At 35.5% G+C, this 21,669-nt stretch carries 13 protein-coding genes; 3 read left to right on the forward strand and 10 right to left on the reverse strand.

The genetic code is table 11. From position 1 onward, the window contains the following. Position 1 precedes the first annotated feature (1 nt). Positions 2-931 carry a YihY/virulence factor BrkB family protein gene (locus tag IW16_RS21175; protein ID WP_034749316.1) on the forward strand — a complete coding sequence of 310 codons (930 nt, stop codon included), beginning with the start codon at positions 2-4 and terminating at the stop codon, positions 929-931. A 47-nt stretch (positions 932-978) separates the two neighbouring features. Here the strand turns inward: IW16_RS21175 and argS are convergent, their stop codons facing one another. The 9 genes from argS to IW16_RS21215 form a co-directional block, all read right to left on the reverse strand. Then, the gene (gene argS / locus IW16_RS21180) at positions 979-2,745 is read right to left on the reverse strand and encodes an arginine--tRNA ligase (RefSeq protein ID WP_034749319.1); all 1,767 of its coding nucleotides are present in this window, start codon (positions 2,743-2,745) and stop codon (positions 979-981) included. 116 nt (positions 2,746-2,861) lie between these two features. After that, positions 2,862-2,996: a bacteriocin-like protein gene (locus IW16_RS27115; protein ID WP_262485521.1), complete on the reverse strand. Its 135-nt coding sequence runs from the start codon at positions 2,994-2,996 to the stop codon at positions 2,862-2,864. A 112-nt stretch (positions 2,997-3,108) separates the two neighbouring features. Further along, positions 3,109-3,561, reverse strand: coding sequence for a lipocalin-like domain-containing protein (locus IW16_RS21185; protein WP_034749322.1), 453 nt, complete (start codon positions 3,559-3,561; stop codon positions 3,109-3,111). A 60-nt stretch (positions 3,562-3,621) separates the two neighbouring features. Next, complete coding sequence (locus IW16_RS21190; protein ID WP_034749326.1) at positions 3,622-5,082, reverse strand: SusD/RagB family nutrient-binding outer membrane lipoprotein; 1,461 nt, start codon at positions 5,080-5,082, stop codon at positions 3,622-3,624. A gap of 3 nt (positions 5,083-5,085) precedes the next feature. Beyond that, positions 5,086-8,040 (reverse strand): SusC/RagA family TonB-linked outer membrane protein, encoded by a 2,955-nt coding sequence (locus IW16_RS21195; RefSeq protein WP_034749328.1) that lies wholly within the window; start codon positions 8,038-8,040, stop codon positions 5,086-5,088. 814 nt (positions 8,041-8,854) lie between these two features. Continuing rightward, on the reverse strand, positions 8,855-10,279 hold the full coding sequence (locus tag IW16_RS21200; RefSeq protein WP_034749333.1) for a SusD/RagB family nutrient-binding outer membrane lipoprotein: 1,425 nt from the start codon (positions 10,277-10,279) through the stop codon (positions 8,855-8,857). 10 nt (positions 10,280-10,289) lie between these two features. Beyond that, positions 10,290-13,217 (reverse strand): SusC/RagA family TonB-linked outer membrane protein, encoded by a 2,928-nt coding sequence (locus IW16_RS21205; RefSeq protein WP_228376974.1) that lies wholly within the window; start codon positions 13,215-13,217, stop codon positions 10,290-10,292. A gap of 449 nt (positions 13,218-13,666) precedes the next feature. Continuing rightward, complete coding sequence (locus tag IW16_RS21210) at positions 13,667-15,295, reverse strand: SusD/RagB family nutrient-binding outer membrane lipoprotein (protein ID WP_034749336.1); 1,629 nt, start codon at positions 15,293-15,295, stop codon at positions 13,667-13,669. Positions 15,296-15,305: 10 nt separating this feature from the next. Next, positions 15,306-18,281, reverse strand: coding sequence for a SusC/RagA family TonB-linked outer membrane protein (locus IW16_RS21215; protein ID WP_034749339.1), 2,976 nt, complete (start codon positions 18,279-18,281; stop codon positions 15,306-15,308). Positions 18,282-18,594: 313 nt separating this feature from the next. Here IW16_RS21215 and IW16_RS21220 point away from each other — a divergent pair, with 313 nt between their 5' ends. Together IW16_RS21220 and IW16_RS26190 are read left to right on the forward strand one after the other, a co-directional pair. Further along, positions 18,595-19,179 carry a ribonuclease HII gene (locus IW16_RS21220; protein ID WP_034749342.1) on the forward strand — a complete coding sequence of 195 codons (585 nt, stop codon included), beginning with the start codon at positions 18,595-18,597 and terminating at the stop codon, positions 19,177-19,179. Between the two features lie 410 nt (positions 19,180-19,589). Continuing rightward, positions 19,590-19,727, forward strand: coding sequence for a bacteriocin leader domain-containing protein (locus IW16_RS26190; RefSeq protein ID WP_084694595.1), 138 nt, complete (start codon positions 19,590-19,592; stop codon positions 19,725-19,727). Between the two features lie 50 nt (positions 19,728-19,777). Here IW16_RS26190 and yidC read toward each other — a convergent pair whose 3' ends face one another. After that, the gene (gene yidC / locus IW16_RS21225; RefSeq protein ID WP_034749345.1) at positions 19,778-21,574 is read right to left on the reverse strand and encodes a membrane protein insertase YidC; all 1,797 of its coding nucleotides are present in this window, start codon (positions 21,572-21,574) and stop codon (positions 19,778-19,780) included. Between the last annotated feature and the right edge of the window lie 95 nt (positions 21,575-21,669).

Raw genomic sequence — 21,669 nt, forward strand, 5'->3', positions numbered from 1 at the left:
TATGATCAACAATATCAAATTTTTCTGGGAAACTTTAAAAGAGACTTTCGACGAATGGAATGATTCCAACGCATCACGAGATTCTGCAAGTTTGGCGTATTACGCTATTTTTTCTATTCCGGGATTATTGATTATTATCATATGGATCGCAGGTAATTTTTTTGGTGAAGAAGCCATTCGTGGTGAGATCAGCAATCAGATCAGCGGAATTATGGGAACAGAAGTGTCAAAAAGTGTAGAAAGCATGATTGCCGGAGCCCTCATTGACAAACAGAATATTTTCATGAAGATTGTAGGGATTGGTTCATTGGTTTTTGGTTCAACTACTCTATTTTTCCAACTTCAGCATTCACTCAACAGCCTTTGGGATGTACAGTCTGCCCCTAAAAAAGCTTTAGTTAAATTCCTTTTGGACCGGGCAAACTCACTGGGAATGATCCTTATGATTGGATTTCTACTGATGATCACGATGATTCTATCTTCGCTGATCAGTGTTTTTAATAATTTAATAACTACATACTTCGGTTTTGAAACTTACTTACTGGTAGAATTAGTGAATTTCGCAGTAGGTTTTGCGCTTGTAATGCTGTTATTTGCATTAATGTTCAAGTTTTTGCCGGATGTACAAATCAGCTGGAAGCCGGTTTGGAAAGGTGCTTTTCTGACCACTATTTTATTTACGTTAGGTAAATTTTTACTGGGCCTTTATTTTGGAAATTTCAAGCCTACTTCTGCTTTTGGAACCGCTGGGACAGTGATCTTAATTATGATGTGGATCAATTATTCCTGTATGCTGGTTTTCTTCGGAGCCGAATTTACAAAGGTGTATACGTATAAAAAAGGATATAAAATCATTCCTTCAAAACATGCAAAATGGAGTGATGCAAAACTCTATGAAGACAGTCATAAGAATCAAAAACCTCAAGTTTGATTCTTTTAATAATAAAGCCTCTTGACAATTCAAGAGGCTTTTATTTTTTACATTCTGTTTACTGTTCCTATTCCCAGTAAGCCTAATGATTTTTTTATTGTCTTTGCCGTAATATCTGATAGATTTAAACGGAATTGTTTTAAATTTTCATCTTCAAGCTTCACAATCGGAGTGCTTTGATTTTGATAGAATGAGTTGTAAGATTTAACCAAATCATATACATAGTTGGCTACCAATGCAGGACTTAATGCTTCCGCTGCTTTTTCCACTACATGTTTATAGTTGACCAATAATATGATCAATTCTTTTTCGAATTGGTTGGCATCAACTGTAGAAACTTCTTTATACTGATAATTAGCTTTTGCCATTAAGGATTGAATACGAGCGTAGGTATACTGAATAAAAGGCCCGGTATTTCCGTTAAATTCAATACTTTCTTCAGGATTGAAAAGCATTTTTTTCTTGGGATCTACTTTCAGCATGAAATATTTCAAAGCTCCCATACCTATTATTTCATAAGAAGCTACTTTTTCTTCTTCTGAAAGGCCTTCCAATCTTCCAAGTTCTGTCGCTTTTAATTTGGCCGTCTCGTGCATTTCCTGCATCAGGTCATCAGCATCTACAACAGTTCCTTCACGGGATTTCATTTTTCCGTTAGGAAGTTCTACCATTCCATAAGACAGGTGGAACAATTGATCTGCCCATGTATATCCTAATTTTTTCAGTATTTTAAATAAAACCTGGAAATGATAATCCTGTTCGTTTCCTACTGTATAAATTAATTTTTGAATATTATTTTGTTTAAAACGCTCCACAGCTGTTCCCAAATCCTGAGTCATATACACTGACGTTCCGTCTGAACGCAGCAACAATTTTTGATCAAGTCCTTCATCTGTAAGATCACACCAAACAGAACCATCTTCTTTCTGATATAAAATACCTTTATCCAGACCTTCCTGAATCAGATCTTTTCCTAATATATAGGTATTGCTTTCATATTGAATCTGGTCAAAATCAACCCCTAATCTTTTATAGGTTTCGCTAAAGCCTTTATAAACCCACGAGTTCATTTCCTTCCAAAGATTTCTTACGGTCTCATCGCCACTTTCCCAATCTAGAAGCATTTTTTGAGCCTCAACAATCGATGGAGCTTCTTTTTTTGCCTGATCTTCGGTTGAACCATTGGCTACAAGTTCTGCAATTTCTGTTTTGTAGTTTTTATCAAATTCTACATAATAGTTTCCAACAAACTTATCTCCTTTTGTATTCGTTGATTCCGGAGTTTCTCCTTTACCAAATTTCTCCCAGGCCAACATTGATTTACAGATATGAATCCCTCTGTCATTGATAATTTGAGATTTAATAACATCATATCCTGCTTCTTTAAGAATCTGTGATACCGAAAACCCTAATAAATTATTTCTGATATGTCCTAGGTGAAGCGGTTTGTTGGTATTTGGAGAAGAATATTCCACCATTACCGTTGAGTTCTTTTTTTCTACCGTATCAAAATCATGGGTTACAGATTTGAAATTATCTACAAAAAGCTGATTTTTTACTTTAACGTTAAGGAACCCTTTCACTACATTAAAGCTTTCGAACAGATCAGACTGTTCCGTCAAAGCTTCTCCTAATTCAACACCGATGCTTTCCGGATTTTTTTTCAGCTGTTTTACCAATGGAAATGTCACAATGGTAAAATCACCTTCAAATTCCGTTTTATTTTCCTGAACTTCCAGATTGATGTCTTTTAACTGAAATACATTTAAAATAACCTCCGAAAGTTTCTTCTCTATACTATCTTTAATATTCATGTGTATATATTACTTTTTAAAAGCTGCACAGGACAGCTTTATTTTACCTCAAAATTTGAGATACAAATTTAGTGAAATAAAAAAGACTTCATAAATGAAGTCTCTAAAAGTTTAAATTAAGGGTTCAGACAGTTGAAATCCCATCTTCGGCATTCTCTTGTTGCCGGATTCCAGCTCAGGCAGCAAGCAGGAGCCTGCCCTCCCTGAATTTTTTTTAATTCCACACTCGATAATTTTTTTAAATTTTTCATAAATACTAATTGTTTGGTTGGTAATCAAATATAAATAAAAGAATTGGAATGGCTAAAAAAACGAAGTAAAAAAAAAACCGCCTGACGGCGGTTTTTCTTAGATTATTGAATATTATTCTTTTATAAAAATTAAAGTAGCTTCATCATTTCCGGGAACGTTGTCCAGATTTTTAGAATTATCCAAAATCCTTAGCTCCGTAGGGGAAAATGATTCTATTTCTTTTTGAACTGTTTTAGTTACTCCTCCTTCTACATATTTAAGATTCAAAGTACTGTACAACTGGTCAAAAACCCATTGCCCGGCAAAAGAATCCGGTTTGATACAGTTTCCGGTTACGGCTTCTGTATCATATCTGTCATAAGATCCTGAAAAATCTGTATTAATCAGGATGTGCCCTTTTTGTTCACAGGCACTTAACGGGATGGTTTTACCTCTAAATTCATATTTAACAGGCTTCCAGTTTCCGCTAACATTGACTGGTTCCGGTGCAACAACATTATCATCATCTCCATTGGAGCATGAAACGGCGCAAATTAAAAGAAAAACTCCTACAAAAATTCTCATATCATATTATTTACATTAGTCTAACAAAGCTTGCTTTCCTTTGTCTTGACTGCTATTAGTTTAAAATTTATCCCAAAATATCTTGGTGGTCACTTTATCTCCCCCAATTTTCTGAGCAGCTGCTTTTACATAAGTTGCATTCAAAAGATATTCCTGATCAGAATAAAACATTCTTACCGGAACACCTTCTACTAATGATCCAGCAGGGTTTGTAAATACCGGGAAATCTAATCTTCTGGTAAAGTTCCATGCCTGGAAGCCTTTATTAAACATCGCTACCCAAGCCTGTTCACCAATGGATTTTTTCCAATTCACAGCGTCAAACGGATTGGCTGCAATATATGCAGTTGCAGTTGTGTCATTTATTCCGTATTCTGTCATAGAAGCTTTAATAGCATCACTGTATAAATCAGTTGCTGTACCACCAACAGAAAATCCTCGTGCTGCCGCTTCAGTTTTTAAGAACATAATTTCAGAGTAATCCAATAAAAACCCCTGTGCATTTTCACCGGAAATAGCGTTTGTGAAGTGAGAAAAATCACTAAAGGTATTTTCATCTCCGTAAGATCCCCCAACATAAAGTCCTGCAACTTTTGTAAACCATACATCTCTTCTAGGATCACTCTTAGAATTCATAAAATTAACCAAAACATCGGAAGGTAAAAAGTCATTTCTACCAGATTGTATGACGTCCTGATAAACCGGATTTGACAATAGTCCTGACGGAAAAGTCTGCAGACCAAAATTATCACTTTTATCAGTAAATAATCCTGCATTAAATGCTGCTTCTGCATATGTTTTAGCAAGAGCAGGCTCTACATCAGCTAATGTAACAGCCAACCTAAATTTCAGAGAATTCCCCATCTTTTTCCATTTGTCCATATCTCCCTTATAGATCAGATCATTGGAATACCCTGGTTCGGAAATATTAATCATCGCTACAGCAGCATCGATTCTTTTAATAAGATCAAGATAAATGGTCTTGGCATCATCGTATGGAATTTCTGCATTTCCGGGATTTTCTGCTGTCGCCTTCAATGCTCCAAAATAAGGAATATCTCCATAAGTATCTACTAAATTGGCCCATGCATATACATTAACCAATTCAATCATAGCAATATTATTATTCTTTTTAACAGCACCTACCCCTTCATCTTCAAGAAATTTTCTTGCATCTCTTAAAGCAGATAATACCCCCGGAGAATTAATAACAGCAGAAGCTGAAGCCATCATACGGTTGTAATGATTTCTTGGGATCGGTCTTGCCGTCATGTTGTAATTACTTTCGTCTACATATACTGTTTCCGCCCATTGCTGCGTGAAAAACCTGGTAATATTACGGTTAACGCTGGCGGACAGCACCTGATCAAGCAAAGCATGCTCGGCACTTGCAAAAAGTACACCGGAAGGAACTACAGTTGGATGTTTTGGATCTTCATTCAGAGAAGTAATATCTCTTTCGCACGAATTAAATGTTAATGCTGCTGAAGCCAAACCTATGATTAAAATTAATTTTTTCATTTTTTAGAATTTAAAAGTTATATCTATCCCAATATCACGAGTCGTAGGCAGAGACCCTATCGACTGGCCTTTCGCTGCCAGGCCATTTCCTGTTCCTGTTTCAGGATCTGCATACGGAAGATTTTTATGGATAATCCATAGGTTTCTTCCCACTAATGAAATTTTAGCATCGCGGATAGAGGTACTAGCTAATACTGATTTAGGTAAAGTATATCCTATGCTGGCTTCTCTTAATTTAACGTAAGACGCGTCATATACAAATCGGATATTAGGCATTGCATTATACCCGTCGACACGACCACTAATATTCGGTTGGCTCGTAGGTGTGGTATTGATATTACCGTTAGGATTCACTCCTGGGTACACAACCCCACTTTCTCTATAATCTGCAGTTTCCTGATAAAGTCCTGTTGAAATTCCATATCCCATATCCGGAGAAAATACATCTCCCCCTTGCTTCACATCAATAAGAAAGCTTAGTGAAAATTCTTTATAACGGAAGCTGTTTCTTACACCCCCTACCCAGTCAGGCGTAACATTACCGATCACCTGATTATTATTTTTCAGATATCTTCCTGTAGTCGCGTTAATCACTTTCTGTCCATTGGCATCATATACATAATCAGAACCTACTATCGCTCCAAAAGCTTCTCCAACTCTTGCATTCATAGATACATTATTCTGATAACTCGCCAATAAATAGTTCGTTGAATTTCCGTTTAATGAAATTACTTCATTTTCGTTTTTAGACCAGTTTACATTGATATCCCAGGTAAATTTATCTGTTTTAACCGGTGTTCCGTTTAACTGTACTTCTATCCCTTTATTATCAATCTGTCCCGCATTCACCAAAAAGGTTCTATAACCCGTAGCTGGTGAAACAGGTAAGTTGATAATCTGATCAAACGTTCTTGTTTTGTAGATCGCAACATCAAAACCTAATCTGTTTTTAAAGAACTGGGCTTCCATACCAAATTCTGTTTCTTTAGATCTCTGAGGTCTCAAATTTGGATTGGCCAGGAAAAAAGGCTGATCAAACAGTCCCTCTCCTCTTGCTTTGAAAGTATTTACAAGTCTGTAATTAGTGGTAGATGATCCTACTTCTGCATAATTCCCTCTCACTTTCCAGAAGCTTAGCCAAGGTTGTTTTACAAATTCTGATAAAATCAGGGACCCTGTTACGGAGTAATAATCATAGGTATTGTTTTCTTTTGGGAGGTTTGAACTTCTGTCTACTCTATAAGTACCATCAACATACAACATGTTTTTAAATCCAAAAGAAGCCGTTGCATACAAACTGGACGTAAGCGATTTTGCATACGTTTCATCAGGAGGAAGAATAGACCTCACTGAGTTGGATATGGCAAACAATCCAGGCTTGGATAGTCCACCTTCTGTAGTTGCAAAAACATTATCAACCAGATTTCTTCTAACATTTCCTCCGGCAATACCACTTACATTCAAATCCGGTGTGATGTCTATCTTATAATTGGCAAATAGATCAAAATTCATTTCGGTATTTTTCACATTGGTCCTTGAATATCCTGAAGTTGCATTAAGTCCGGAAGCTCCAAATACCTGTGGCAAAGATCCATTCATCAATCTTTCTTCTATAACCATCTGTAAATCGTCATAGGATAACTTACCTGTGATCCCAAAATTTTTGGACACATCATATTTCAGCTGAGCATAACTAAACACTCTGGTTCTGTTATCCGACTGATAGTTTTGATATCTTTGAAAATAAGGATTGTTCCAAAACTGAGGTGTCGGATCAGCAGCTGAAGTTCTGTTCCATGAAAAATTAGAGTTCCCATTATTCATGTACGCATCTCTTAATGCAAGGACATCAACATTGGTCTGCCACCATTGTCTGAAACCGGACACGATATTATCAGAATAGCCTGTTTCATTTCGCCCTTTAGTATCCTGTAATGTTAAGGTTGTAAAAACCGAAGCATGTAGTTTATCAGTAAAATCATGGCTAAACTTGGCAGATATGGTATTTTTTCGAAGTTCCGAGTTAGGCAGTAGCCCGTTAGAAAGCATATTGGAATAGGACAAAGAGAGATTGGATGTCTTTGTTCCCTTTTCGAGAGTTAGTGTATTCACGTAAGTCATCGGAGTTTCAAAAAACTCTATCGGCCCATTTTTAGCAGCCACCCAAGGTCTGGGTTTACCATAGTTGGGAGAAGAAGGATCAAATGAATCCCACTGATATACTAGAAGATTTGAATTATAGGCAGGGCCATAAGAAGCATCATCAAGGAAATTCGCATAGTTATAACCGTCAGGAGAAAGCTGACTGTTAAAACCACCTGTATATCCTGCACCATATTTTGTCTGATATTTAGGGAAAGTAGATTTATCAATAAATCCAGCTGTTATTCCTGAGGATAAAGTAACTCCCCAACTGCCGTCATTATTGCCTCTACCACTTTTAGTAACAATCAGGATGACCCCGTCGCTACCTCTTTCTCCATACAATGCAGATGCTGCAGCCCCTTTTAGAACGTTAATAGATTCTATATCCTCCTGGTTAATATCTGAAAGAAAGTTACCGTAATCAAATGTAGATCCTGCAACTGTATTATTATTAACTGGCGATCCATCAATAACAATAAGTGGCGATCCCCCTGACAGAGATTTATACCCTCTGATCAAAAGGTTGGCAGATCCTCCAAAGTTATTATTTGTATTAACCTGTAATCCTGCCACTTTACCGGAAAGAAGTGATGCCACGTTCCCTGTATTAGTAGTCCCACCGGTCAACTCTGCAGCTTTTACTTCCTCGGATGCATATCCCAAAGATTTTTTCTCTCTTTTGATTCCGAGTGCAGTTACCACTACGCCTTCAATTTCTTTTGTTTGGATCGTATCGTTCTTTTGCTGGGCGTGGGCGACAACAATCGAGGAAGACAATACCAAAACAAGCAGACTTGCTGTTAGTTTCTTCATATCAAATTTTAATTTTGTGACTGTACAAATTTGTAAAACTTTATTAAAATCACAAAGTAAAATCTAAAAAAAATATTAAATATTTAACAATTTTCAATAATTTAATGTAAAAAATTACTAAATAATGTTAAAATAAATAATTTTAACAAAACCAGCGTATTTTAATAATATTTTTATTTTGAAAAACACAAATGCTTTTAATTGATAATTTCTATAAGAAATATTAACGAAAACAACTGTAAAACACTGATACTCAAAAGAATTATTCACTTATTTATGATAAATTAAGATATGCATACAAAACAAAACAATGCTATGCATATTATTTTTTTTATTCATTTTAGATGAGTTATTAGATTAAAGAACAGAAAAACCTCTAAAGAAAGTAGTATTAAAACAGCAATATACTGAGCCAAAATTTTCGATAATTGTACAGGAGCAGATTTGATAAAGCTTATTTGAATTAGAATATATTTTAAAATTTATCATACAGACCTGAACACTTCAAACATATAAGCTTCATACAAGAATCAGAACCTACTTTGAAAATTTCTCAACGTACAGCTACCCCCTATTTTTTGTTATACCAAAAAAATCTTGTAAGAAGCCAATAAAGTATTTTAATTCTAAGAACACCTAACCTAACGAATGACTATTATACTAGAAGCACCACTTATAATCTCTAACATGTAAGAATTAATCTATAACGAAAAAAAAGCTCAACTTCAATACAAAAAAGGTCGGAAGAAAAATTCTTCCGACCCACTACCCAAAGGTAACTTACTATAAATGTTAAAATATTAAAACCACTTTTCTAAAATATATCCCAGAATAATTTTGTAGTTGCTTTATCACCTCCTATTTTACTGGCTGCTGCATTCACATTTACGCCATTTAAAACATATTCCTGGTCTGAATATGGCATTCTGTAAGGCACTGATGATAAGTTAGACTTGGGAGGATTTACAAGAACAGGATTATCTAAACGTCTTGTAAAGTTCCAGCAAGCAAACCCTTTATTAAACATCGCTATCCATGCCTGAACCCCAATAGACTGTTTCCAATCAATTTCATTATAGGGGTTAGCGGCTAAATAACTTGCCGTATCGGCAGGACTTACTCCATTCTCTTGCATTGATGCTGTGACAGCCGCTGCATAAAGTTCTGCAGCAGTACCCCCAACTGAATATCCTCTGGCAGCAGCTTCCGCTTTTAGAAAAGCCACTTCCGTGTAACTCAATAAATTAGAGGCTGCTGTTGGAGACCTAAAATAAGACGTTAATTGTGAAAAATTAGTATATGGGTCATTTAGATCTCCAAAAACACCACCTTTATAAACACCACCCACTTTAGAGAACCATATTTCCATTCTTGGATCTGACAAGCTACTCATAGTATTAATAACTAATTCGGTGGGAAGAAAATCATTTCTATTAGAAGCAACAAGATTGTCAAAAACAGGGTTTGAAAATGTATTTCCGTCATACTTAAATTTATAAGCCTCTATATCAGAAGAAATAACTCCTCCCAAAACTGCTGATTCAACAGTGGCCTTTGATAATGCGGGATCGACATCGGCTAAATTTATACCCAATCTTAATTTAACAGAGTTAGCAAATTTTATCCACTTTTTCATGTCACCTGAATAAATTAAGTCACCTGAATATCCATTAACAGCTGGATCTATAGTTGCAATAACATCATTGATTCTTTTAATTAAATCCACGTAAATAGTTTTCGCATCATCATATTTGGGGTTTAAAATCTCATCAGGTTTAAAGGCTTCAGAGTAAGGAACATCTCCATACGTATCAACTATATTTTCCCAGATAAAAATTTCTTCAATTTCTAACGTTGCTAATTTATTTATTCGAATATCTTCGGTTTCAACTTCATTTTTTAAATTAGCTTTTGCCTGCTTAATATTATTAATACTATAAACATACATTCTATTAAAATGATTTCTAGGTTGATTTCGAGTAATCAAGTTATATTGAGTTTCATCTGGATATTGAGTTTCAGCCCATTGCTGTGTAAAAAATCTATAATTGTTAAAATTAACACTTGGACTATCCATATAATATGAAGACTGGTATAAAGCTGTGGCCAATAAATTCTCAGACGGCAAAACAGATGGGTGCTTAGGGTCATTATTAAGAGAAGTTAAATCACTTTGGCATGAACTTAAGCTCAAAGCTATACATGCAGATACCAGACTTATTTTTAAAATATTTTTCATTTTTTACAACTTAGAATTTAAACGTTACATTAACTCCCAGATCTCTTGTAGTAGGCATCGAACCAATAGACCAACCATAAGAATTAAGCCCTCCACCTACTACAGCCTCTGGATCTGCATATGGTAAATTTTTATGAATTATCCACAAATTTCTACCCACAATCGAAATTTTAGCATCATAGATCTTAGTACCCGCTAATACAGATTTAGGAAGCATATATCCAATACTCGCCTCTCTTAGCTTAACAAAAGAACCATCATAAATAAACTCTCCGGGAGGTTGCGTCTTATATCCGGTAGAATGTCCATTATCAAACTGTGACAGTGCAATCGTATTGGGTAATCCATTTGGAAGAACACCTTGAAGAACAACATTTTTATCTCTATAATCTCCTATGGCAGTTTCTTTATACAAACCAGACGATAATCCGTAATACATATCGGTTGAAAATATATCTCCCCCTTTACGCATATCAATTAAGAAGCTTAAAGAGAACCCCTTATACTTGATACTATTTCTGATACCACCAATCCAATCAGGTGTTGTATTTCCAAGGATTTGATTACTATTCTGCAAATACTTACCTGTATTTGGGTTAATAACTTTTTCACCGTTCAGATAGGTATAATCTGATCCAACCAAAGTTCCCCAAGCTTCTCCCACTCTTGCATTCAAAGAAACACCACCTTGAAAACTATTAAGTAAAAGATTAGTAATTCCCGGATACAAGCTTACTACCTGGTTTTTATTTGTTGACCAATTAACATCAATATTCAATGTAAAATCTTTGGATTTTATAGGCACTAAGCCTAATTGCACTTCATATCCAGTGTTATCAATCCTCCCTGCATTTATAACTTTTCCAATATATCCTGTTCCTGAAGAAACAGGAAGAGTAATAATCTGATCAACTGTCTTTGTTTTATAATAGGCAAAATCTACTGTTATTCTATCTTTTAGAAAATGAGCTTCAGTTCCTATTTCAAATTCTTTAGATCTCTGAGGTTTCAGATTCGGATTGGATTGATTTAAAATTGAATTATATATCCCAACTCCTGACAAAATACCAGCAGACCTGTAATTATTAGCGAGCTGATAAGGATCAGCAGTACCACCAACCTCAGCATAATTCGCTCGTAATTTCCAGAAATTCATCCAATTTTTTGTATTTAAAATTTCAGACATAATTACAGCCCCAGTTATTGAAGGATAGTTATAAACATTATTTCCAGCTGGTAAAGTAGAACTTTGATCCACTCTCCATGTTCCATCTAAATAAAACATTTTATAAAAGTCTAACGATGCAGTGACATATCCTGAGTTAGTTTGTGTTGTAAATTCATTTTCATCTGATGCTAAAGGTGATTTCCTAGAATTTGATAAGGCATAAATTCCAGCAACAATCAACCCTCCCTCTGTTGAAGCATAAGCAGAATTAAAATAATTCCTACGTATATTTCCTCCTAACACTCCAGAAACATTAATATTATCTGTAATGTTAAATTTATAATTCGCCATCAAATCATAATTAGTTTCACTTCTTAATACCTCACGTCTAGCATAACCAGAGGAAATCGAATTATTTGATTGTCCAAAATTTTGTGGCAATGACCCAACAGCCAATCTGTTTTCAGCGATAAGGTTTGATCTGTCATAAGAAACTTTTCCAGTAACACTTATATTATCTAGTAAATCATAAGTCACTTGCGCATAGGTGAAGTTTCTATATCTTTTATCTGAGGTATAGTTTTGGTACGCCTGGAAATATGGATTATTCCAATATGCAGGCCTTCCATCACCAGCTGATTTTCTACTCCATGTCACATTTCCATAATTATTAGTAGCACTGGCAATATCAGGATTAACATTAGCAAAGTAAGCTCTTTCCAGATCATTAACATCTACATTAGCCTGCCACCACTGTCTAAAACCAGTCACTGTATTATCAGAATATCCTGTAATACTTCTGCCTTTAGTTTCCTGCAAAGTCATCGTAGAATAGAAAGAAGAATGTAACTTTGGCGTCAGATCATAATTGATCTTTAAAGAAAAGTTATTTTTATTAATATGTGAATTTGGCATCAATCCATCGGACATCATATTGTCATAAGTAAAACTGATATTTTTCCCTTTTTGCCCCTTTTCCAAAGTTATAGTATTTGTAAACGTAGTAGGGTTCTCGAAAAATTCAATCGGTCCATTTTTAGCAGCAACCCAAGGTGTAGCTTTTCTGTAATTTGGAGAAGTTGGATCGAATGAATCCCATTGATAAACTAACAAATTAGGATCAAATTTTGGTCCCCAAGATGCATCAGCACCAAAGTTTGTATTATTTACACCATCTGCTGCCTGAGTTCCAAATTTTTGAGAATAACCAGCCCCATATCTTGTCTGATATTCAGGAAATGTAGATTTATCAATAAACCCAACCTGCATTGACGAAGAAAATGTTACCCCCCAGGATCCATCCTCTTTTCCTTTTCCATTTTTAGTTGTAATAACAATTACACCATTTAGCCCTCTTTCCCCATACAAAGCTGATGCAGCTGCACCCTTTAAAACATTAATTGATTCAATATCTTCCTGATTGATGTCAGACAATGCATTTCCGTAATCTACATTTTTTTCCTGTGTATACGTATTATTTACTGGTGAACCGTCAATAACAATTAGTGGATTTCCACCGCTAAGAGACTTAATTCCTCTTATCAGTAAGTTTGATGAACCACCAAAATTGTTACTCGTAGTAACATTAAGCCCTGCTACTTTACCCGACAATTGAGATGCGATATTTCCGGTATTCGTTGTTCCATCTGAAAGTGCGCTCGCTTTTATTTCTTGAGATGCGTAGCCCAAAGATTTTTTTTCTCTTTTAATTCCGAGAGCTGTTACAACAACTCCTTCAATTTCTTTTGTCCTAACCGTATCATTCTTCACCTCCTGAGCACAGCTAGGGATGAAGACAAAACAAGGAAAAGTACACTTGCTGTTAATTTCTTCATATCAATCTATAATAAATTATCTGTGTCCAATTTTGCAAAAATTTACTAAAGACGCAAAGAAATAGTAAAATAAACAGCACTCGTAAACTAATTAAACCAATTCAAATAAAATAATTTAATACGAAGTATCATTCAATGAATATTAAACAAAACAAAAAGGTTAGTTGTTACTTTTTTTCTGACAACCCTTAAATTCACAAAAACCACAACAAATATCCAAAACAAAATGGTAATCAAATAGATAGTAGCTAAAAATCAATAAATGAGTAATTATTGAAACTTCTCCTTTATATCATTTTTATTCCCTAAAACGTCACACAAAAACCATAAAACAAAAAAAACCGCCCGAAGGCGGTATAAAATATATTAAAAAATTTGTCGTCTTTATTTTAACCAGAATGGAGAATAAGCGTTGATATTGTACATATCGTTAACACTTGGATTCGGCACATTGGCACTATTAGAAACATACTCAGATTGCGGATACATTAATCTTTTAGGTCTTGTTGGATAATAAGAACCTATAGGCATCGGCAACTGAGGATATCCGGTTTTCGTATAGCTGATGTACGTCTCCGTTGGGTTAATATTCGTCAACGCAATCCACTTTTGATACTGAATCGCCTGGATCTTGTTAGCTGTAGCAGCCCAGCCCACACCTGGCTTCGTTGCTATATCTGTTAGATAAGTACCAGCATCTGCTGGAGAAGAACCGAATGTTTTATATGATTCAGTAATCCCACTGTTGAAACTAGTTTCAGCATTGAATAACATAGTGGTAGGATATACAACTGCAGCTTCAGCCTGTAAAAACTTAACTTCAGACAATGTTAGTACTAACCCCGCAGTAGTAGCCCCACTTGTACTATAGATCATAAATTCACCCAAGGTTGCAAAATCTGTTTCTTTAGCTCCGGTTTCTTTAGTACCTCCTTGAACCTGTCCTTTCATATTTTCCAAATCATCATTAGAATCATCACCCATCCCATTAGCCTTAAATAATCTACTAATCCTATGATCTTCAACGCCGAATGTTTCTGCTGTTTCTCCTTTTAAGGTCTTAACTATGTGGTCCGATGCTACTGTAATCCTGAAATCCTGACCTACATCTTGCGCATCTAAGTCAATTCTTCCGAAAGTACTATAGAACGGGTTCCTTTGATCCGCTGTAGAAGTAACGTAGCCTGGATTGATCTTAACATCTTTATCAATAAAGTTAAGTGGATTATTAGTAAGCGAACTCATAGCTTGAAGTTCCGCATTTCTCCATGTTGTAACTTCTGAGTCAGTACATTTAGAGAGTCTCACAAGCATTTTCAGCTTTACCGTATTGGCCATCTTTGTCCAAAATGTTTTCCAATTTGCCAAATCTGTAGCAGCAACACCTGTTACAGTATTACTAGCAGAGAAAATAGGATCTTCTGTTGCATATCCTATTCTGTTAGTAGCCACAGGTGTTTGCTGAATCAAAGCAAGTGCCTGATTCAACTCAGCCATCAGTCCCTTATACACATCCTTACCTTTATCATATTTGGGGTTCTTATTAGCCTGCCCTTTGAATGCTTCAGAATAAGGAACATCATTATAAAGATCAACAATCATCTGCATATAGTAAGCTTTCATCACTTTTGCTGCTGCAACATGATGTGGGTAATTTTCAGCACCAGGAGCATCAATAACTGCCTGTAGATTACTTACTCCCAGATAAAGGTTATCCCAAATATTATCATAAAACTGTGCATCTGCAGCCATTCTGAATTCATCACCATATGGAGAAGCAAAGTAATAAATATTTCCTGCCCATGCATTCATCATCAGGTTACCAAATCTATTCATGGTATTGCCCTGCGTTCTGAATACGATAGACTCAGCAGCTGACAACCTATCCTTAGGACTTACCTGATTGGTATAAGCTTCATTCACATTTTGATTAACATCTAAGAAATCGTCACTGCATGAGTTAAAAAACAGCAGCGTGGTCATTCCTAAAATTGGTATTAATATCTTTTTCATTATGATTTATTTAAAAATTAATAGTGGTGGTAAAACCTACCGTTCTAGTTGATGGATATTGGTTATTATTTGTAAGACCAACTATATTGCCTGTTCCAAACGATCCTTCAGGATCAGAATAGCCTTTATTGTCTTTTGCAAACTTATAGAATGGGTTTCTTGCATACACGCTGAAACTTAATCCTGAAAGCCCGATTGATCTTGCCATATCCGCACCTAAGGCATAAGATACTCCTAATTCTCTAACTCTGAATGCTGTACCGCTTATCACAAAGTTTTCCGCAATCCCTCCATACACCTTTCCGTAATAATCCGGCAAACCTGTATAATCATTTCCTCCGGATTTTATGGATGTATTTTCAACATATTGCCCTGCAGAATTCATATACACAGAATTTGGAATAACATAACCACCTTGAGTTCTGTCATATTCTGCAGACTGTTCTAAGTTTCCGCTGAATGCCAATCCACTCATAGCTCCTGAGTATAATTTACCTCCGTTTCTGTAATCTAGAACCGCATAGAAACCAAAATTCTTATATTTAAAATTCGTATTTAATGCTAAGGTATAATTAGGTGTCACTCTACCAAAGTTAACATATTTATTGCTGATATAAGGATTTCCATTGTCAGGGTTGATGATAATTCTGCCCTGCTCATCTCTCATGTACGCCGTACCTTTCAACATTGGAAACTCCTCTCCTTTAACTGCAAAAATCCCGGCAATACCTCCCGTAGTAAGATTGACCTCATCCTGTCCGTTAGCGAGCTCAATTACTTTGGTTCTGTTGATGGACCATGCCAGATTTAAGTCCCATGAAAAATCAGTGCCTTTAATAGGTACCAACCCCAAACTTATCTCCATTCCTTTATTACGGATATCACCGATATTAACCGGAGTAAATCTTAATCCTGAGGCAGATGATGTAGTCTGGTTAGTGATCAAATCCTTTGTCGTCTGAAGATAAACACTGGCATCTAAGGTAATTCTGTTTTTTAAGAATCCTAAACCTAAGCTGATATCATTACTGGTTACTTTTTCAGGTCTAATATTGGTATCGGTAGGAGTCTGATTGTTCGTAAAACTTAAAGGACCTGTACCAAACGGATAACCTGTACCTAAAACAACTGTATCTTCGATTGCGAAAACATTTACCGGATCATTCCCTACTCTGGTATGAGATCCCTTGATTACAAATCTGCTTATAGTATTACTTTCAATATTGAAGGCTTTCAAAGGCATAAAGGACACCCCACCTGAATAATAGAAGTATCCAGAATCACTTGGCTGGCTCTTATCAGAATGAAGCAGCTTAGATGAATTTTCATATCGTGCTGTCCCATTCACATATAAATAATCTTTGTATGATAGATCTAAATTCGCAAAATAGGCATATCTATTATCAATAAACCTTCTGTTATTCAATCTATATGGATTAGTCAGATTCGTAAGATTCCAGTACTGATAAATCCCAGGAATCTTGATACCATTACCTCCTACACTGGTGGTTTTCAATTCTGTTCGCTGAACGTTATATCCCAATGTTAATTTAAAGTTGATATCTTTTGTAAAGTCATAATTAAAATTCGCCATTAAGTCGTTATAGTAATACCTATTGACTGCGTTAGACTGCAAAAATGTCGATGTAATAGGACTAGGAGCGGATACAATTCTTGGCGTTGCAGTCGATGGAACATATCCGTTGTTATAGTTCAGTATATCCGTCGAAGTGATTTGGGCTGTTCCATTATTCGTAATGGAAATATGGTCATTAAATTTATACCCTAATGAAATTGTTCCGTTTAAAATATCCGTTTTTGTAGTGTTTCTTATATTTCTAATAGTCCAGTATGGATTCTGGTAAAATAAGGTCCACGCAAACGGATTCGGACTGTTTCTGAATTCCGTAATTGGGATTTCAGGAGACGACTGAAGAAGATTTCTATATAAAGCAGGATCCGTTGTATTCACAGAGCTGTTAATATAGGTCACCGATCCATCTAAAGTAAATTTATCCATTTTAAAGCCTCCGTTCAACGTAACAGAGGTTTTCTTCAATTTATCCTCAGCAACGATGAATTCTCTATCCTGACGGTTAATTGTCAATCCCGCATATGCACCTTCACTTCCTCCAGTTATACTTAGTGTGTTATTTAAATTCAATCCCGTGTTAAAAAATTCCTTGGCGTTATCCTTGCTTCTTGCAGCAAACGGAGCAAAAACAGATGCCGCTGCGTCTGCAGCAGGAACATCCCCATCTGGATTCACAGAAATAATTCCATCGCCGTTTACATCATAAAAAGGTACACCAATCGCTACATTATGCCCAGCATACGCAGGATCAGTAAACGCAGGTCCCCAAGAACCATTTTCGACGTGGATTCTGTCTCCATACCAACCTTGACCATATTTTTGTTGTCTTTTAGGGGTAAAAAGCACATTATCGAATTCCACATTGCTGTTAAAACTAACTCTTGGTTTTCTTGAGCCACTTCCTTTTTTAGTGGTGATGATAATCGCACCATTTACACCCTGAGATCCATATAGAGCAGCGCCCTGAAGACCCAATAGAGTTGTAACAGATTCAATCGCATCAGAAGGTAATGACTGAAAAATAGTCATAGAAGAAATTACACCGTCAATAACGATCAATGGCGCAGTACTTCCGGTTAATGTTCTCGAACCTCTGATTTTGATATCATATGTACCGTCAACACTACTGCTTGTTTTATTGATAGTAAGTCCCGGAACTTTACTTGCCAGAGCCGCAATAGCATTGGGAGCTCCAGCCTGTGTCAGCTTTTCTTTACTAATAACAGCAGCTGTTGAAGTCTGAGCATCCAGCTTCATTTTTCTGTTCATGGCCCCGGTCATAATAACCTCACCAATCTCTGTCGTTTTAACAGTATCCCTTTTCTGTGCACTTGCTAAAGCAAATGTTGAGGAAAGAACTACCACTAAAACACTAGTCGTTAATTTCTTCATATTTAAATTGATTATTTTTTTATTGATTACAAATATGTGAAACTTTCTTAAAATCACCAAATATTTCGTTAAATATATTTAAATTAATAAATAATATAACCATAAAAAAGATAATACTTAAAAATACTACAACAAAAAAGATATATCTATGAAAAACACCAAAAACACTACAATTAAACAAAATTCAATCATTGATTCAAATAGAAGCAATATCCTCATTTAAATTAAAATAAATTAAAAAAAAGATGAATCAACATAAAATGTAATTTTCGCTAATTTTACAGCTGATTTATGAAATGATATAAATAACCAAATGGATTTATTACAAAAATGGACAGACCTGTACATCGAGGCAGGATGTGATGAAGTAGGAAGAGGATGTTTGAGCGGACCGGTAGTCGCTGCTGCTGTAATCTTAGATGACAGTTTTCAGCAAAACTTGGTTAATGATTCCAAAAAGTTAACATTCAAAACAAGAATGGAACTGGACAGCTATATCAAAGACAATGTTAAAAACTACGCCATCGCAGAGCTACCACCTTCGTTCATTGACGAGCACAATATTCTTAATGCGAGTATTCACGCTATGCATCGTGCTCTGGATCAGTTAACAATTACTCCCGAACTGATTTTGGTGGATGGAAATAAATTTCATCCTTATAATTATATTCCTCACCAATGCATTATTAAAGGAGATTCAAAAGTTCTTTCTATTGCAGCTGCTTCAATTCTTGCAAAAAATTACAGAGATCAATTAATGATCGAACTTCATGAAGAACATCCGGAATACAGCTGGAACACTAATTTCGGGTACGCTACAAAAGCACATCAGCAAGCTTTAATAAAACATGGTCCCACAAAACATCACAGACAGTCGTTCAGACTGAAATATGATTAACATCTAAATTAGAGTTCAATAAAAATAAAAAGCGAAGCAGTAACCTGCTCCGCTTTTCTATAATAAAAGTCTTTTTATTCCTTTTTTCTTTTGCTCCTGAATTTTCCATTGGTATCACTTCTCATTATTCACCTAACTCTTTACAAAAGTTTCTTATCATCCAATACATATATATAGTAGCACAGAAGATAAAATATTGATAGTTCTAAGAAGAACAGAACCAGTAATGTCAGGCATAGCATATACCACTGTTGAAAATGCTGATATGTGGGAAGTTTACTACCATTTAAAATTGATAAAACTCAAATAAAAACATTTGGAGCAAATATTTTTATTTATATTTGAATTACAAACACCGTATATTTCTTTCCAATTATTAAGAAATATAAAAACAAATTAAATATTAAAATATGAAAAACATCACAAAAATCAAAAACGCTAAATTAATTAGTAAAAATCAATTAAAGCAAATTAAGGGAGGACAAATCTGTGCTTGTGGTACACCTTGCCCAGACATGAACCAACCGGTTCCAAAACCTTGTAACTAAAAAAAAAGAGAAGCAAAATTTGCTTCTCTTTTTTATATATAGAATATTTCTTATTTCTTCTTTTTCTGTTGCTCCTGAATTTTCTGCTGATCCTGAGCTTTCTCCATCATCTCTCTCATTTTCTTCTGGAACTTACCTTCTGCCTTTGGTTTTTCCTTATTTGCCTGAATCTGTGCATGAATTTTCTTCTCATCCAGTATCACATATTTAATAACAAGGATAATTAAAATGTTGATCGCATTGGATACAAAATAATACCATGAAAGTCCAGATGCTGATGTATTAAGGAAGAACAGGAATGTAATAGGGAAGATATACATCAACACTTTCATGTTTGGCATTCCCTCCTGTTGAGGCTGCTGCATATTTCCTGAAGTCATTACTGTATAGATCAAGATTACTATGGTACACGCTAATGCAAAAACACTTAAATGATCTCCTAAGAAAGGAATCTTAAACGGAAGTTTAATCAAGTCATCATAAGCTGTCAAATCTTTTGCAAACCAGAATCCTTTTCCTCTCAGATCAATAAAGTTCGGGAAGAAACGGAATAAGGCGTAGAAGATCGGAATCTGGACCAGTGCCGGAAGACATCCCGCCATCTGATTTACACCAGCCTTTCGGTAGATTTCCATCGTCGCCTGCTGCTTCTTCATTGGGTCTGCATCTTTCAGCTTCGCATTCACTTCGTCAATTTCAGGACGGATCACTTTCATCATCGCACTCAATTTATGCTGCTTATACATAATCGGTGATAAGATCAATTTCACAATGATTGTCATTAAGAAGATCACCCAGCCTGCTGTAAGTCCCCATTCAGCAATAATATTATACATCGGCATGAAGAACCCACGGTTCATCCATCCAATGAAAGACCATCCTAAAGGCAGGATTTCGTCAAAGTTTTTATCATACGTTTTTAACAGAGGTAAATCAAGCGGCATAAAGTACCACGTAAAATCCTGATTAAGCTCACTCCCTGTCATCTGAACAAACCCTTCAAAATTAAGTTTCTTCAGATATTCTCCTTCTTCAATAGCTTCCTGATTTCCTTTACTATGAGTGAAACCGCTTTTTGCTTCGATTACAGAAGTAAAAAACTGTTGCTTTACACCGATCCAGTTAAGGGTTTCTTTTTCCTCACTCATCTCCGTTCTGCCATCATAATCATAATCTTTATAATTATTGAATGCATATGAAAATTCTGAATGGGACTGCTCCTGAGCTCTACCTTTTTCCAAGTTTCTCACACTATAATCCCAGATAAAGTCTGCTTTATTATCAGAAGTAAGAGCTGCAAGTCCTTTGGTTCTTACCTTAAAATCAAGTGTGTATTTCGGAAGTAATGTATATACAAACTGAATAACAGCACTGTTATAGTTCGCTGTCATCGTTACAGCATTGCCATTAACAGCAGGTGTAAAAACTAAGTCTTTAGTATTGATTACTTTACCGGTTTTGTCTTTAAACTGAAAACCGTAGTTTGAATTTTTTTTATCGATCAGATAAAGCGGAAGATCTGCATTATCCGTTTTGTGATCATATGCTTTATATTCCGAAAGCTGTACTTTAGAAACCTGCCCTCCTAAGCTTGAGAATTCTACATTCAGCTCTTTGTTGCTCAAACTGGCCGTCTGAATCGCACCGGGAGTTACATTTGGATTGATATTACTTGCCTGAGTCTGTTTTACAGCATTTTTTACCTGCTCGATTTTCTGTTCCTGAGCTTTTACCTGCTCTTCTTTCGACTGCTTGTTCTGGAAATAGAACATGAATCCGAAAAGAACCAAACACAAAACTGCAAAACTGATCATCTGACTTTTATCGATTCCCTTGTTTTCTTGCATTTTATTTTTATATTAAAATTTTAAATTTAATCAAGCATCACAATATGCGGCTTTTTGAGCTGACAAAAATACTATTTTTTTATCAAAACTCTATG

This window comes from Chryseobacterium vrystaatense (genome assembly GCF_000737765.1).
GTDB classification, from domain to species: domain Bacteria; phylum Bacteroidota; class Bacteroidia; order Flavobacteriales; family Weeksellaceae; genus Chryseobacterium; species Chryseobacterium vrystaatense.